Annotated in this window: 10 protein-coding genes; 5 read left to right on the plus strand and 5 right to left on the minus strand. The window is 46.0% G+C overall.

The annotated features are described in order from the left end of the window. Window positions 1–92: 92 nt before the first annotated feature. The gene (locus MSG38_RS09300; protein WP_248401733.1) at window positions 93–1,379 is read right to left on the minus strand and encodes a response regulator; all 1,287 of its coding nucleotides are present in this window, start codon (window positions 1,377–1,379) and stop codon (window positions 93–95) included. A 68-nt stretch (window positions 1,380–1,447) separates the two neighbouring features. Next, complete coding sequence (locus MSG38_RS09305) at window positions 1,448–3,370, minus strand: ATP-binding protein (protein WP_248401680.1); 1,923 nt, start codon at window positions 3,368–3,370, stop codon at window positions 1,448–1,450. 167 nt (window positions 3,371–3,537) lie between these two features. Here MSG38_RS09305 and pdxH point away from each other — a divergent pair, with 167 nt between their 5' ends. Continuing rightward, complete coding sequence (gene pdxH / locus MSG38_RS09310) at window positions 3,538–4,173, plus strand: pyridoxamine 5'-phosphate oxidase (protein WP_017061203.1); 636 nt, start codon at window positions 3,538–3,540, stop codon at window positions 4,171–4,173. Window positions 4,174–4,275: 102 nt separating this feature from the next. Here pdxH and MSG38_RS09315 read toward each other — a convergent pair whose 3' ends face one another. The 3 genes from MSG38_RS09315 to MSG38_RS09325 form a co-directional block, all read right to left on the minus strand. Further along, window positions 4,276–5,058 (minus strand): helix-turn-helix transcriptional regulator, encoded by a 783-nt coding sequence (locus MSG38_RS09315; RefSeq protein WP_032547136.1) that lies wholly within the window; start codon window positions 5,056–5,058, stop codon window positions 4,276–4,278. Between the two features lie 364 nt (window positions 5,059–5,422). After that, window positions 5,423–7,252: a formylglycine-generating enzyme family protein gene (locus MSG38_RS09320; protein ID WP_048610152.1), complete on the minus strand. Its 1,830-nt coding sequence runs from the start codon at window positions 7,250–7,252 to the stop codon at window positions 5,423–5,425. 243 nt (window positions 7,253–7,495) lie between these two features. Next, on the minus strand, window positions 7,496–8,599 hold the full coding sequence (locus MSG38_RS09325) for a PEGA domain-containing protein (RefSeq protein ID WP_048610150.1): 1,104 nt from the start codon (window positions 8,597–8,599) through the stop codon (window positions 7,496–7,498). Between the two features lie 483 nt (window positions 8,600–9,082). Here MSG38_RS09325 and MSG38_RS09330 point away from each other — a divergent pair, with 483 nt between their 5' ends. From MSG38_RS09330 to putP, 4 genes are all read left to right on the plus strand, one after another. Continuing rightward, window positions 9,083–9,907, plus strand: a complete 825-nt coding sequence (locus MSG38_RS09330; RefSeq protein WP_019823315.1) for an AraC family transcriptional regulator — start codon at window positions 9,083–9,085, stop codon at window positions 9,905–9,907. A 181-nt stretch (window positions 9,908–10,088) separates the two neighbouring features. Next, a complete protein-coding gene (gene putA, locus MSG38_RS09335) occupies window positions 10,089–13,226 on the plus strand; it encodes a bifunctional proline dehydrogenase/L-glutamate gamma-semialdehyde dehydrogenase PutA (protein ID WP_248401681.1) in 3,138 nt (1,045 codons plus the stop codon). An 11-nt stretch (window positions 13,227–13,237) separates the two neighbouring features. Further along, window positions 13,238–13,942 carry a 1-pyrroline-5-carboxylate dehydrogenase gene (locus tag MSG38_RS09340; RefSeq protein WP_048614230.1) on the plus strand — a complete coding sequence of 235 codons (705 nt, stop codon included), beginning with the start codon at window positions 13,238–13,240 and terminating at the stop codon, window positions 13,940–13,942. A 148-nt stretch (window positions 13,943–14,090) separates the two neighbouring features. After that, window positions 14,091–15,617, plus strand: coding sequence for a sodium/proline symporter PutP (gene putP / locus MSG38_RS09345; protein WP_170930181.1), 1,527 nt, complete (start codon window positions 14,091–14,093; stop codon window positions 15,615–15,617). Window positions 15,618–15,766 lie beyond the last annotated feature (149 nt).

Consider the following 15,766-nt stretch of genomic DNA (forward strand, 5'->3'; position numbering starts at 1 on the left):
TAAAAGTGCAAGCCTATTGAGTGTATTCTTACTTCTGATAAATGTTAAGATTTTGTTCCTTTAAATCTTTGAATTTATATATTTTTTAAGACCTATCGGTTCTTGAAATCCGTTTTATCGAGTTGGTGCTTTCTTAGTTTGTCATACAGTGTTTTTCGCGATACCTGCAGCTCTTGTTGTACTTCTTTTAAACGGCCCTGGTGGCGATGTAGCGCCTCAATCAAGATAATTTGTTCAAAGCTATCGGTGCGTTGGTTTAACGACCGTTGTTGCTCTTCAATGCTCATATCGAGTTCATTTTGCTCATTAGTATCTCTGTCGAGCGACGGCTGCTTAATTTGAGTCAGCACTCTGAGTTCGGCATGTTGGCGAAGCTGACGAATGTTCTCCGTCCAATGCGTTGCAATGAGTCGCTGAATCTCTTTTTCTGTAATGACGGGTGGCGGCAGCTGATAGCGACTGGCTGCACCGCGAGCAAAGTGTTTAAACAAAGAGCCAATATCTTCCGTTCTTTGCGCCAAGGGTAGTAAATTGAATCGGCGCAGTTCACCTGTAATTGTAGTAGGAACTACTGTAGTTGCGATAATGATACAAGTTGCACTGGTCTTGCATGAGTTTTCACGAAGTAGGGTGGGTTTTAGATTCGCTAGCCACTGCCATTGATCTTGAGTTAATGCTTCTGTTTCATGGATATAGAGTGTTCCACCCTGATGTTTCAAGAACAGTTGCAAAATAAACTGATGGAATGTCGCTTCGTCATTGCGTGGCAAATTAAACGCAGCGACAGGGCAAAGCTCCGCGGTTTGATGACTGTGTAAATCATGGGTGTATTGTGCAGTGACCCTTTTCCCCGTCCCTAAATCACCAACAAACAATAGAAGTGGGTTGGTTTTGGTATCTAGGGTGATCAATTCTCGGCGTAATGCTTGCATCGATGGCGATTGACCAATCAGTTTTGGCCCCACCTGATTTTGCATTGCCAACTCTTTACGTAATAGGTTGTTCTCTTCAACCAGTGCGAGTTTATCTGCGGCTTTTTTAACGGCAGTGAGTAGGGCATCGACCACAAATGGCTTTTCCAGAAAATCGTAAGCGCCGGCTTTCATCGCAGATACCGCTGTTTGCACGTCACCATGCCCAGTCAGCACGATGACCTGAAAATGAGGATTTTGGCTCAGTAACTTTTGCGTTAATTGAATGCCATCCATTACCGGCATGTGAATATCGGTGATGACAATTCCGGCTTGCGTGGTATCTATTTTCTTTAATGCCTCAATAGCATTGGGAAAGCAGACGATATCGATGCCTTCAATGAGCATAGCTTGTTCTACGGAGTCTCGAATGGCGGGTTCATCGTCGACAAAATAGAGTTTAGGCATAGAGTGCAAAAGTCGAGTCCTTAGCTGTATGTGAAATTCGTTTTCTAATCAGCGATAACAACGGCGTGTTAGCCTTTATCGTTATATAACGGGATGCTTAGCGAGAATACCATGCCTGAAGGCTCTAACCGGTTCGCGCTGATCGTGCCGTGATACGCTTCAATAATCCGTTTCGATATTGAAAGCCCTAGCCCTAAACCTTCCGGTTTGGTGGTGAAAAACGGGTCGAATAGCTGTTCTAGTTTGTCATCCGGCATGCCAATTCCGTTATCCCAAATGATCAGCTGACAAGAGTTGTGATGCAGTTGCCATTCGATGCCTATCTGTGGGCTAGCCTGTTGGTCAACGCTTTCCAGGTTTTGTTGCTCCTGCAAGATTTTCTGTTCAAGAGCATGTTGTTGCAGCGCTTGAGTCGCGTTGTGAATCAGATTCACCAGTACTTGCTCGAGTTCGGTTGGATGAATCGCAATATTGATGTCATCTGGCACCGTGCTTAGCCTTAGCGTAATGCCTTGCTTGATCATCAGCGCACTGAGAATACTGGTGGCGTTGTTGACCGCTTGATGCAGGTTCGCCACATGATGTTCTTGTTTAGTGACCTTGCGAGTAAAGACTTTGAGTCGCGCGATGATGTCGGTGATGGTGTTGTTAAGGCCAATCATTTTCTCAAGATTGCTCTTCACTAAATCGGTTCGTTCCATTTCAAGCAGTTTTAAGCTGTTCTCACTGTAGGTTCGCAACGCTGCAAGCGGTTGGTTGATTTCGTGGTTAATGCTCGCTGACAGTTCACCGAGTACCGCTAATTTCGCGGTTTGTGTCAGCTCTTGTTCTGTCTGTTTCAACTTGGATTGCGACTCTTGGTATTGAAAAAGGGTTTGTTGCAGCTGTTGATTGGATTGCTTCAAGTAGTGGGTACGTTTATCTACGGTTTGCTCTAGGTTTTGGTTGAGTCGGGTCAACGCCACTTTCGCGAGATAAGTCTGGCGCCACGACCAAGCGATGAGCATCACCAAGCTGTAAATCACCACGAAGATGACATCGATCTGCAAGATTTTAATAAGTTCAGCTCTGGTCTCTTTTAGTGCGACAACTTGGTACTGGTTGTTGCTGATGGTAGCGGGGTAAAGATTAAAAGCACCAAGCTTGAATAACTGGTTGGCGGTGAGCTCTTTTCGGATTCCATTGGATTGAAGGTTGCTAGATTGATTGGCGTTGCCCGCTTCTGACTGAGAGCTTAAAGAGCGAAAGGCTTCGATGATCGAAATTTCGCTTTGACCGTATTGGCGTTGAAGTGCGATATCCGTTTGTTGTTGCTGAGTTAGTGGCAACAATGAATGGTAAAGCCATGGAGCTTGGCTTGATAGAAAGACCACTTGGTTAGAGTCGAGTACTACGATCTCAAAATCGTCGCTGGTTAGGATGTTTTCGAGATTTTCTAAGCTCACTTTTACGGTGATAACGCCAACAATTTCCTTGTCGATATACAGAGGTGAAGACAGAAAATAACCGCGTACGTTCGAACGAGCACCTAGCGCGACATATTGTGTCTTGTTACCTTGAATGGCAGAAGCAAAGTAGGGACGAAACGAGAAGTTCTCACCTACAAAGGTACGAGGCTTTTGGTAATTACTGGAAGCGACCACAGTACCGCTCGGGTCGTGAATATAGATGGTGTCGGCTTGGCTTTGATTCGACCATTCAAACAGCAATTGATTGAGCTGCGCAGCGGAAATCTTGTCTGCTTGTGGGGATGAGTCAAAATAAGAGAGCAAGCGCGGGTCATGGCTGAGCAAATCTGGGATTTGTTTGAATTTATCCAGTTCAGAATCGATTTGTAGATTGGCTTTATTCGCCGCTTCATCGAGTTGCTGAGTGACGATTTTTTCTTGGAATTGCACTGCCATAAAGTGGGTTGCAGTCAGCCCTGCAGCTCCCAATAACAATGAGAACAAAACAAAGGGCGTCATTAGGTTAGGCAGTATTTTGGTCACTCGGATCTCTGCTTGTCATCGGTTTGTATAAAGATTATCAATATGATGGAGAGAGTACCGAGATCTTGTTAACACAGAGCACCTTCTGTGAGACAAAACCATGGCTTAGACTTGTGTTTCAAAGGATTACGGCGCAAAATCACAAAAAAATTAAAAGGAGCAACCAAATGGAACTGACAGATATTCGTCGCGAATACGCTAAGGGTGGATTGAGACGTAAAGACTTGGCCGCAGACCCGATTGAGCAATTCAATCTATGGCTAGAGCAAGCCATTGAAGCGAAGTTGACGGACCCTACTGCCATGACAGTTGCTACGGTTGATGAAAATGGTCAGCCATTCCAACGAATTGTTCTGCTGAAGAATGTTGATAAAGACGGGTTCGTTTTTTACACCAACTTAGGTAGCCGTAAAGCGCACCAGCTTGAGCACAACAGCAAAATCAGTTTGCACTTTCCTTGGCATCCACTTGAGCGACAAGTTCATATTACGGGCACGGCTGAAAAGCTGACGGCTATGGAAAATATGAAGTACTTCTCGTCACGTCCAAAAGAGAGCCAATTGGCCGCGATTGCAAGTAAGCAGAGTAGCCGCATCTCAGCGCGTGGGATTTTAGAAGGTAAGTATCTAGAACTTAAACAGAAGTTTGCCAAAGGCGAGATTCCTGTGCCTTCTTTCTGGGGGGGCTTCCGTGTACGTGTGGATAGCATTGAGTTCTGGCAGGGTGGTGAACACCGCTTGCACGACCGTTTCTTGTTCTCTCGCCAAGACAATAGTTGGGATATTGATCGCCTAGCGCCTTAGGCTGCTTGATCGCTTAGCTGCTTAATAGATCCAAAAATGCCGTTGATTAGACTTATCAAATCAACGGCATTTTTTTGTCTGCATTTTCAGCTGATTAGTAAATCAATCACTGTGTAGAACAACAGATATCTGTTTTTTGAGCAGAGTTTCTGGGATCACAGAGCCTAATCCTGAATCCAATGCATACTCAATCAATTGGCTTTTGCTGCGTGCATCGAATTTCTGTTTCAATCTGGCGACATGACCTTCGACCGTTTTGATTGAAATGTTTAACGTCGACGCGATGTACTGTGGTTTCTTGCCGAAAAGCAGTAAGAATAGCACCTCTGATTCTCTTGAAGTCAGCCGTTTTTGCAGTTTAGACACGCGCGGCTCTGACCCCGCAAGCGATGCCTGATCGCCTTTTGTTCCTGTGGCCTGACAAACCCAATGACCAACCTCTAAGATCGCGGTATCGGTAAGCTCTTGGCCATAGAAGATGGTGCCTTGGACGTTGTCGTCATCATCAAGCCAAGGGGTTTTGGTAAAGATATGGGCGTGCCAGCGTCCGTCTGGATAGGGGTGAATATCGAGAATCTTAAGGGTACTGCGTGTATCCATCACATGTTTATCTTGAGCCCTGAAATCTTGTGCGCACTCCGTGGTTTGACTGGGCATGTCGAAGTCGGTCAAGCCTGTACAAGTCTCATTGGGTTTTAAGCCAATCAATTGGTTGTAAGCAAGGTTGGCGTACACGAAGACCGAGTCAGTATCTTTGCAGCCCCAGCAGCCTGGAAGTTGTTCGAATAAAGAACGATGTATGGAGTTGAGTGGATCTGGCAAGGTTTTATCTCGTAAGCTGAGGTATGGCAATGATATCAGTTTCTTATAGCGCTGCAATGGCAATTAGAGTACGAAAAATAAGGGGTGACTGACAGTTAAACGGACTGTTGATTAACTGTGTCAATCACGGAGAATCGATGGGCATAAAGGGTGATAATCAGGCAAAAAAAAGCCAGCCTGAAGAGGGGCTGGCTAAAGACAAGATATGCCTTGTCGACATGTAGAAGATTTTCAGTCTAATTTACGAGGGTCAGGTAAATTAAACTGAGGCATCAATTTGATACCCAGAGTGACTTACTACTCTATCGACGAATCTACTCCTAGGAGTGCTTATGCATAAGGGGGGAATTCCCCTATAAATGCTGCTCAATGTGATAATTGAGAACCTAGAGTAAATATTTGGGATTCTGAGCCTGTGATTGGGAGCCTACAGCTCTCGTACTACTCGGAATCCTAGATAGTTCGCTGCCGTTGAAGGCGGTACGTACAGTTCGTTAAACACCTTTGCCTCTTCAGGAGAGAAGCTCCACGCGCCACCCTTCGCTAGGCCTTTCTGAACGGTTGTCCACTCCCATACATTACCCACCATGTCGTAGAAGCCTGTTGGCGTTGGTAGGAATGACTTAACTGGAGATGTGCTAACGTTTGACCAAGGTGTACCCGCCCAACCTGTGTTGGCTTTGCCTGAACGGAATTCATTGCCCCACCAGAAGTTGGTGTCTTGGCCTGCTCTTGCTGCAGCTTCCCACTCTTGTGGTGTTGGCAAGCGGTAAGTGAAGCCGGTGTTTTTAGATAACCAACGTGTATACGCTTTGGCATCGTTTTGGCTAACACAAACTACCGGTGAGTTATCAGCTTGCTTAAAGCCTGGGTTCTGCCAGTCCTTGTCTGAAACGGTTGTGATCTCTGCATTGACGAATGTATCGCAGGTGTTCATCAGCTCAGCGTCTGTCTGGTAGCCTGTGTTTTTTACGAATGCTTTGAAGTCTTGAACACGGGTTGGTGTTGCGGCTAATGCAAACGGCTGTTTGATCGTCACTTGTTGTGCGTTGTTTTCACCCAGTAGGTAGCGACCCGAGCCGACAACAATCATTTCAGGGCTCTGAATGTCGTTACCCATCGGATCGGCAAACTTGGTGCCGACATTCAATGAATTTTGTTTGGCTTGCAATACAGCTCGTAGGTTGTGATCGCGGGCTATCTTGAGCTCTTGATGGAAAGAAAGGTAGCCTTCTTTTTCGATCGTGACCATGTGTTGGCCTGTCGGTAACATCACCTCAACCGGTGTACTGCCATAGTTCACGCCATTGATAGAAACATTGTCGTTGTATTGATTTGAACGCACCACTAAGTTAACCCAAGCAACTTCTTTTTGCTGGTCGTTGGCTTGTTGCTCGCTTTGTGTGAAACAGTTTGATGACTGAATACCAAGTAGACGACAAGGGGTGTTCTTATCTGGGCGAGTTTCTAGATTTGCTGCAATTACTGCTCGGTAACGGTTATCTTCAGAGAAGCCAGAGGATTTCACTTTGTGTTGCAGAACGTGAATGTTCAGCGAAGCAGACGCAAGGTGCTCTTTCACTGTTTTCGATTCAGTCGCGTTGTCCACCAGGCTGTGCTGGAACTGTTTTACCGCTTTTTGAAGTGCCAAGGTCACCGTTTGGTCTGAACACTGTGCTAGTGTCATATCGCTGCTGCAGCGGTTGGTAAAGCTAACAGTTTGCTCTTCCGTTTGAGTGATCTCGTTTCTTAGTCGCTCTGCTCTTGCTCTTAGCTTGTCTTGGTTCAGGTTTGCGATTGAAGCTTCTGCCGCGGATTTCTCGGCTTGGATAGCCTCAAGCTCCATCATCAAGCCTTGCTGCTTCTGCTCTGAGTCTGAAATCGCAAGCTTGCCCTCTTTTACGGTTTTCCAAGCGTCTTGGAAGCGGTTTTGAGCGGGCGAGATATCGAAATCGGGCTTATCAATCATACGCGTGTAATCTTGCTCTAGGCTGGCTTTTGCTTTTGCGAGTGTTTGCTCTGCGTGAGCTGATAACTCAGCTAGACGTGCCGTTTGCTGTGCCTGATTGTCGACTTCACTTTGTTTGTCAGTCAGTTTCTTCTCAACAGCCGTTAAGTCGGCATGCTTTTCGAAAAGTGAGCTTTCAATGTCGGTGACAGAAGACGCGATCGCTGGTGGTGTTGCCTCAGCAAAAACAGCTGGCGTCATTAAGCAGGGAGCAAGTGCAAATAATAGAGTAGGAAGACCTTGGCGCATGATGGGCTACTTCAATCGTAATTTAGGTTAATCGAATATTCTAAACGAGAACGCCATTTCGTCTGCAGCTACTGTTTATAACGATAAAACAAGGTTATAACGACCATACAAGTTTGTAACGATCATACAGTTTATAACTATCAACAAAATGGCGAGTGTTCATTTAGCTTTGTGAAATAGGCACGGCTATCTGATATAGAGCTAAGCGTTTTGTGTCGGCTCAGCTCTATGTAGAAAGGGTGTTTAGCTTTCTTTGCTAGGAAGAAGCTTAACCCAAATCGTGTCGCTGCCGTTGATGGTAACTGTGCGGTTATAAGATTCGTAACCTTGTTTTGAAATGGTTACTTGGTGACGACCACTTGGTAGCGCAACCTCAAGAGGGGTGCTGCCATACTTAATGCCGTTGATGGTTACTGAGTCGTTGTACTGATCAGAACGTACCGTCACGTTAGCCCATTGCTTGTCACTCTTCTTAACGACTGCGGCGTCACTGCCTGTTAAACAGTAGCGAGTAGAAACATTCAATAGGTTACATGCTGCAACTGCTTCAGGTTTTGCTTGAAGTTGAGCTTGCATCTGCATGAAGTAAGAGTTGTTACCAGAGAAGCCGCTCTTGATCGCTTGGCTGTCTTGAACATGGATATTCAGCTGAACGCCTTGCAAGTTTTGCTTCGCTAGTGTGCTTTCTGTGAGCTGCTCAAGTAATTGGCTCTTGAACGTTTGTACGGCTTTTTGATTGGTCAGGTATTTACCCTGTGCAGTACACTCACCCAGTGTCATTGTTGATGAACATGTGGTGGTGTAGCTGGTTTCAAGAACCGCACTTTCACGCAGTTCTGTTGCGATACGTTTTACGCGAGCTTCAACTTTTGACTCTCTCAAGTTTGCCAGCTCATTATTCAGGCGAGCTTGCTTTTGCTTGATTTGAGAAAGGTGAATTTCGCTCTCGTTGATCGCTTGTTCGTTATCTAGCTGAGACGATTGATTCTCTTTAACCGCAGCCCAAGCATCTTGGTAACTTTTCTGGAAAGAGACTAAATCCGTTTCTGGATCTTCAAGCAAGCGACTGTACTGTTTGTCGAGAACAGACTTGGCTCTGTTACGTTTTGCCTTAAGTTCTTCACCTTCGCGCAACAACTTACTGTTTTTGTTTTGTAGTTGTTTTAGGTTCTCAGTCGCCGATACTTTGGTTGCTGAAATACGCTCAATATCTGAGTTTTTCTCTGTTAGCTTTGCATCGATAGCTGAAACGGGATCGACTTGATTCAGTTCTTCAGCGGATACCGATGCAGATACCCAAAGTGGGGATAGCGCAAGTAAAAGCGCTGAAATTCGAAAGTTAGTCATAGGTCCCTGCAACTTGTAGATTGAAAATTGGCTCGTTAATAAAGTGTCTACTTCCTAGTTGTGAGTCACTAGTTATTAGCAATTAACACAGTACCCGTCTTTATACCGTTTTATTGCTATCCAATCTACTCAAAAGCCAAGTTTCGGTACTTCGGATACACTTTTTACAGGTTTATAGCCAATTATTTGAGCTATATAAGAAAATTTATTCATTATGTTGGCGTGAAGAAGCATTTATTGACCACATGGTTTTTCGTGCTTGTGTGATTGCTTGTGAAGCCTCTAAACTCGCCGGAACGATTGGTTTTACAATGCCCGTAGTTTGTACACTCTTGATCATCTTTCCGGAGGCATGATCAAGACGATCGTGGTAATGATCTTCTGTTTAAAGCGAGGAAATGACTCTCATGATCATTTACAAATTCATCTTATGCGGATTTCAGAGTATTATTCTTACTATGTCGATCTGAGTATTTTGCTGTCATGCCAAAACCTTTACCCTTTCCAAACCTAGACTTGTCCCCGCTAGGCCTTACTGGCCCTCGTCCTGCGGAGATCATTACTTTGCCTTCGCATATGGATTGTCACGATCACCACTATTCGCAGGTCGTGATTGGTTTAAAAGGTCAGGCAGAATTTGAAGTTTGCGGTAAAGGTAATCTTATCGGGCCGGGTCAAGGTTGTGTGGTAACGGCGAGCTCTGATCATGCTTTCGGTGGGGTGGTCGGTCAGTCGGATATCCTAGTGCTTAACATGCCAGTGCCAACCGATGATGACCCTCTAATGTTAGAGAAGATTAACCAGTTAGAATCATCGAACGTCTACTTTCAATTAGACGCGCAAATTCAAAAGCTTATCCATATGTTGGTGCAAGAAATGCAGGCGAGCCCGGATGATCTATTGTTAAGCCGTGCCTGTAATGACACGGTGATCGCTCTGATGCAAAGGCACATTTCGGCATTTGAAACCTCAATTAAAGACTCGCGTTTCGATCTTGAAGCATTGGATCGCTACATCGAACAACACCTCGCGAATAAGATCTCCGTCGCTCAGCTTGCGGGCAGCGTGTTCTTGGGAGAAAGCCAGTTCCATATGCTGTTCAAAGAGCAAATGGGCATTACCCCTCACCAGTATGTTCTAGGTAAGCGTATCGATCGTTCTCGCCGCTTAATTGAACAAGGTAATCTTAGCCTTGGTCAGGTCGCTGAGCTGGCGGGTTTCTCCGGTCAATCCTCTTTTACTCACACCTTTTCACGCCTTCAAGGCATGTCTCCATCCCAATACAAAAAGAAAATTTCTGTTAAATAGTGAAACAAAACGGCATATTATTTTAAAGTTTCATATGTGACGTTGTGTTTGTTTTGTTAATAAAGCGAGTTTTTAGCAAAAAACTCGGAGTTTTTGACAAGTAATCCTTATATACTCTAAATACACTGCAGCCATTGTAGAGATCCCGGGCTAATTCCGGGTGTGAGATTAAGGAAAACGCATGTTTACAGCTACTGATGTGTTAAAGCCAGAATTCAATGAGCAGTCGCTTACTGATCTATGGTCGCTTATCTCACCATTATATATGGTGGATGAAACCCAATGGCTAGAGCAACTTCTGCCGCTAGCTACCCCTTCTGAGTCAGAAAAGCAGCAAATTTCAGAGAAAACGACCTCATTGATCGAAGCTATCCGTGCGGATAAGACTTCTATCCAGATGATCGATGCACTGTTGCTTGAATACAGCTTAGATACTCAAGAGGGCATCTTGCTGATGTGTCTGGCGGAAGCCTTGATGCGTATTCCTGATTCAGCAACGGCTGATGCATTGATTCGCGACAAACTCAGCGTTGCGGATTGGAAATCTCACCTAAAGAATTCTGACTCAGTGTTTGTTAACGCATCCACTTGGGGATTAATGCTAACGGGTAAGGTAGTTGGGCTTTCATCTAAAGAGCAGAGTGCAGGTCAAGCGGTTAACCGCTTAGTGAACAAGCTTTCTGAGCCGGTAATTCGTAAAGCGATGCACCAAGCAATGAAGGTCATGGGTCATCAATTCGTTCTTGGCCGCAGCATTGCTGAAGCGCAAAAGAACGGTAAGTCTATGCGTGATAAAGGTTTTACCTACTCGTATGACATGCTAGGTGAAGCGGCACTGACCACTGCTGATGCAAACAAATACTTCAAAGATTACCTAATGGCGATTGAAGCCGTAGGTCGAGACACATACGTCTCTTCAAAATCTAGCCCAGCACCGTCTGTTTCTATCAAGCTTTCTGCGCTTCACCCACGTTATGAAGTGGCGAACGAAGACCGCGTATTGACAGAACTTTGCGACACGTTAGAGCAGCTATTGCGCCGCGCAGTAGAGCTTGATGTTGCAATTACGATCGATGCTGAAGAAGCGGATCGCCTAGAGCTTTCTCTTAAATTATTCGAAAAACTGTACCGCACTGATCTTGTAAAAGGTTGGGGTAAATTTGGTCTGGTTATTCAAGCTTACTCAAAGCGTGCACTGCCGGTTCTTGTATGGCTAAACCGCCTAGCGAAAGAGCAGGGTGATTTGATCCCGCTTCGCCTAGTGAAGGGTGCGTACTGGGACAGCGAAATCAAATGGTCGCAACAAGCGGGCTTTACTGATTACCCAGTTTACACGCGCAAAGAAGCGACAGATGTGGCTTACCTTGCGTGTGCACGTTACCTACTGAGCCCTAGCGTTCGTGGCAATATCTTCCCGCAGTTCGCGAGCCACAATGCTCACACGGTTTCTGCTATTGCCGTAATGACCGAGCATAAAGACTTTGAATTCCAACGCTTACACGGCATGGGTGACTCACTTTACAACCATGCGATGGAAGCTTACCAACAGTCAGTACGTATTTACGCACCGGTTGGTAGCCATAAAGACTTACTGCCATACCTAGTACGTCGCTTGCTAGAAAACGGCGCCAACAGCTCGTTTGTACACCGTCTAGTTGATGCACGTTGCCCAGTGGCAGAACTGACTCAACACCCAGTCGATATGCTTCTGGCGTTCGATACATTGAACAACACTAAGATTCCTCTGCCGCCAGCGGTATTCCCTGAGCGTAAGAACTCATACGGTGTGAACATTGATATCGAAAGCGAAGCGCATCAGTTTGAAGAGCAAGTAAAAGGCTTCTTAAACAATCAATGGACTGCTGGCCCAGTGATCAACGGTGAATCTCTTGCCGAAAGCATGATCAAGGCTGATCAGAATGTTGAGCAGGTGACTGCACCTTATGATCGTCGAATTAATGTCGGTCAGGTGGCTTTCGCTAACCTTGATCATGTTTCCGCAGCGATCACTGGCGCAGATGCAGCATTCGCTGATTGGAACGCAACATCGGTAGAAACCAAAGCGGCTGCGCTTGAGAAGCTGGCTGACCTGATGGAAGACAACCTTGCTGAGCTGGTGGCGATTTGTCATCAAGAAGCGGGTAAGACGATTCACGATAGTGTTGATGAAGTGCGTGAAGCAGTCGACTTCTGTCGTTACTACGCAAAACAAGCGGATAACCTACAAGGTTTCGAACTAAAAGGTTTTGATGGCCAAACCCGAATTGCTTCTCGACAAGGTCGTGGTGTGTTCGTTTGTATTAGCCCTTGGAACTTCCCTCTCGCAATCTTCCTTGGCCAAATTACAGCAGCTTTGGTTGCGGGTAACACGGTTGTGGCTAAGCCTGCCGAGCAAACAAGCTTAATTGCAGCTCGCGCAGTGGAACTGATGAATGAAGCGGGTTTCCCTGCTGGCACGATTCAGTTACTACCGGGTCGTGGCGCTGAGATCGGTAGTGCACTCACCAGTCATGATGCAATTGCTGGCGTTGCCTTTACGGGTTCAACACCAACAGCACAACGTATCAACGTGTCATTGGCGAGTCGTAACGCTAAGCCTGTTCCGTTTATCGCGGAAACCGGTGGTCAGAATGCGATGATCGTCGACAGTACCGCACTGCCTGAACAGGTAGTCCGTGATGTTATTCGTTCGGCATTCGCTTCTGCAGGTCAACGTTGTTCTGCACTACGTGTGCTTTACATCCAAGAAGACATCGCAGACCGTGTGATTGCATTGATTCACGGTGCAATGGATGAGCTGAGTGTTGGCATTCCACATCTTCATCAAACCGATGTTGGCCCTGTGATCGACCAAAACGCGAAACAGAAGTTGTTGGCACACTTAGAAAACATGACCAATACCCAGAAGAAGGTGGCTCAACTTTCTCTAGGTACGGATTGTGAACATGGTGACTTTGTTCCACCAAGTGCTTTTGAAATTGATGACATCAGCTGCTTGAAAGAAGAACAGTTTGGCCCAGTGCTACACATTGTTCGCTTCAAAGCGAGTGAGTTAACACAAGTAGTAGACCAAATTAACCAAACTGGTTTTGGCCTAACTATGGGTATCCACAGCCGTAACGAAACAACTTACCGTTGGATCGAGAAACACATTCGTGTGGGTAACTGCTACATCAACCGTGACCAAGTGGGCGCTGTTGTTGGTGTTCAACCATTCGGCGGTCAAGGTTTGTCGGGTACTGGCCCTAAAGCGGGTGGTCCTCACTACCTATACCGCTTTACTGATGTTCATTTTTCTCAATCACAAGACAAGGCATAAGGAGCAGTATCATGGTTCATCAAGTGACAGGTTTTTCTGATGCTTTGTTAGCGTGGGAACAATGGAATCTTACCGACTTTGATCATAAGAGTGCTCAGGTACTTTCATTTAAATCAGAGATCGAAAGCCAATCTGCGCCTTTGGCAGCGGTGGCGACTTATCATCTAGAGCAAGCCTCAGCGCTGCTTTCTGAACATCACCTAATGGCGGGTCCTACGGGCGAAACTAATGAGCTGTATGCCGCTGGCCGCGGTGTGGCTTTGGTGATTGTTGATGATTGCGAAGAGAAGCTGCCGGCACTGCAAACTGCAACGGCGATGATTACTGCAGCACTATTAGCAGGTAACAGCGTTCAATTGTGCAGTGATGACGTGCAGTTCAACACCTTAATTGCTGATGCTGCAAAACAAGCGAATCTACCAACCAACCTGGTACAGGTTTCATCGTACGACGCTGCTCAACAGCTGCTGTCTTGCGATGTACGAAGTGCAGGTTACGTGGGTAATTCACAAACGGCACAAGCTATCAATTTACAGCTTGCTAAGCGTGACGGTGCAATCGTCGGTTTAGTGGCTGAAACGGATCTGGCGACAATGAATGTTGCTAATGATCCACACCTATCGCTGCGCTTCATTACCGAGCGTACGCGAACTATAAATATAACAGCCGTGGGCGGTAACGCGACCTTGCTCGAACTTGGAAGCGAAGCTCACTAACCTTCAGTAAAATTGGCTCTAAGCACTTTTGGTTTCTCCATTGTTGGTTTTTCCATTTTTGGATTTACCCCATAGTGCTTTAGAGCCTGAATACCTAACTCAATGCATTTGCTTGCCTTTACGGTAAGTGCCTTGCATTGAACTAGGCATGGAAGGCTTTCTACAAAATGAGGACTATCAAATGATAGAAAACAGTTTTGCAATAACGACGACGTTCATTGCGTATCTAATTATGATGCTAGCGATCGGTGTTATTGCTTACAAACGTACATCTAACTCAACTGACTACTTCCTAGGTGGTCGTTCGTTAGGCCCATGGCCTGCTGCACTTTCTGCTGGTGCATCAGACATGAGTGGTTGGTTGCTACTTGGCCTGCCTGGTTACGCTTACGCTGCTGGCTTTGAGGCATTCTGGCTTGCTGGTGGCCTACTGGTTGGTACTTGGGCAAACTGGTTAATCAGTGCTAAACGCCTACGTACTTACAGTATTACAACTGAATCACTGACGCTGCCTGAGTTCCTATCTCGTCGCTTCAACGATAACTCTAAGCTGATCCAAACAATTTCTGCTTTCTTTATCCTTTTATTCTTCCTTTTCTACACAAGCTCAGGCTTGGTAGCAGGTGGTAAATTGTTTGAAACGGTATTCGGCCTAGATTACACAACGGCGGTAATCATCGGTACCGTATGTGTGGTTTCGTACACCCTGTTTGGTGGTTTCCTAGCGGTATCTTGGACTGACTTAGTTCAAGGCCTGCTAATGTCTGCTGCGCTATTGATTGTACCAATCGCAGCAATGAACGGCGGCCTTGGCCAGCTATCGACTGACCTTCACAACATCAACCCAGAGCTACTCACGCTATGGAATGATGCGAAAGGTGAGCCTCTTTCTGCTATCGCGATCATCTCGCTAGCGGCATGGGGTCTAGGTTACTTCGGTCAGCCACACATCCTTGCTCGTTTCAAAGCAACGCGTAGCAATAAAGACCTAACAACCGCGCGTCGTATCGCCGTGGTATGGACTGCACTGTCTATGATTGGTGCAATGCTGGTTGGTCTTGTTGGTCTTATCTACGTAACTAACTCTGGTGCACCTAAGCTAGACGATGGCGAGAAGATCTTCATGCTTCTTGTGAACGCGATGTTCCACCCAGTAATCGCAGGTATCCTACTGGCGGCAATCCTAGCGGCAATCATGAGTACTGCGGATTCACAACTTCTTGTTTCTTCATCCGCAATGGCAGAAGATCTGTATAAGCAAGTTCTGAAGAAAGACGCTACGTCAGAAGAGATTGTTCGTGTAGGCCGTTTCGCGGTTATCCTAATCTCTCTGATTGCACTTGTACTCGCGATGACGCCAGACAGTTCAGTACTTGGCCTTGTGTCTTACGCATGGGCTGGTTTTGGTGCTGCATTCGGCCCAGCTATCGTATTGAGCCTGTACTGGTCTCGTATGAACCGTAACGGCGCTCTAGCGGGTATCGTGGTTGGTGGTGTGACGATTGTACTTTGGAAACAGTTCACGGGCGGTTGGTTCGATGTGTACGAAATCGTACCGGGAATCATCCTATCGACTCTTTCTATCGTTATCGTGAGTCTAATTACGGGCGAGCCTGAAGACGAAGTTAAGAAGCAACACGCTGAGTTCGAGAAGAACCTCGTTGAGCTAGACTAATTTACATTGTAAAACAGATGTGAATTAGCAAAGAACATGAGCTAAACATAATAGAGTCACTTCGGTGGCTCTATTTTTTTGCCTATATCTAAATGCTTTGACGTTTTGACCTTTTGTTGCGCCTGGCAAGTTGAGTGTATTGAGCATGT

It is taken from the genome of Vibrio sp. 1CM24A (assembly GCF_023161725.1).
Classification (GTDB): domain Bacteria; phylum Pseudomonadota; class Gammaproteobacteria; order Enterobacterales; family Vibrionaceae; genus Vibrio; species Vibrio coralliirubri.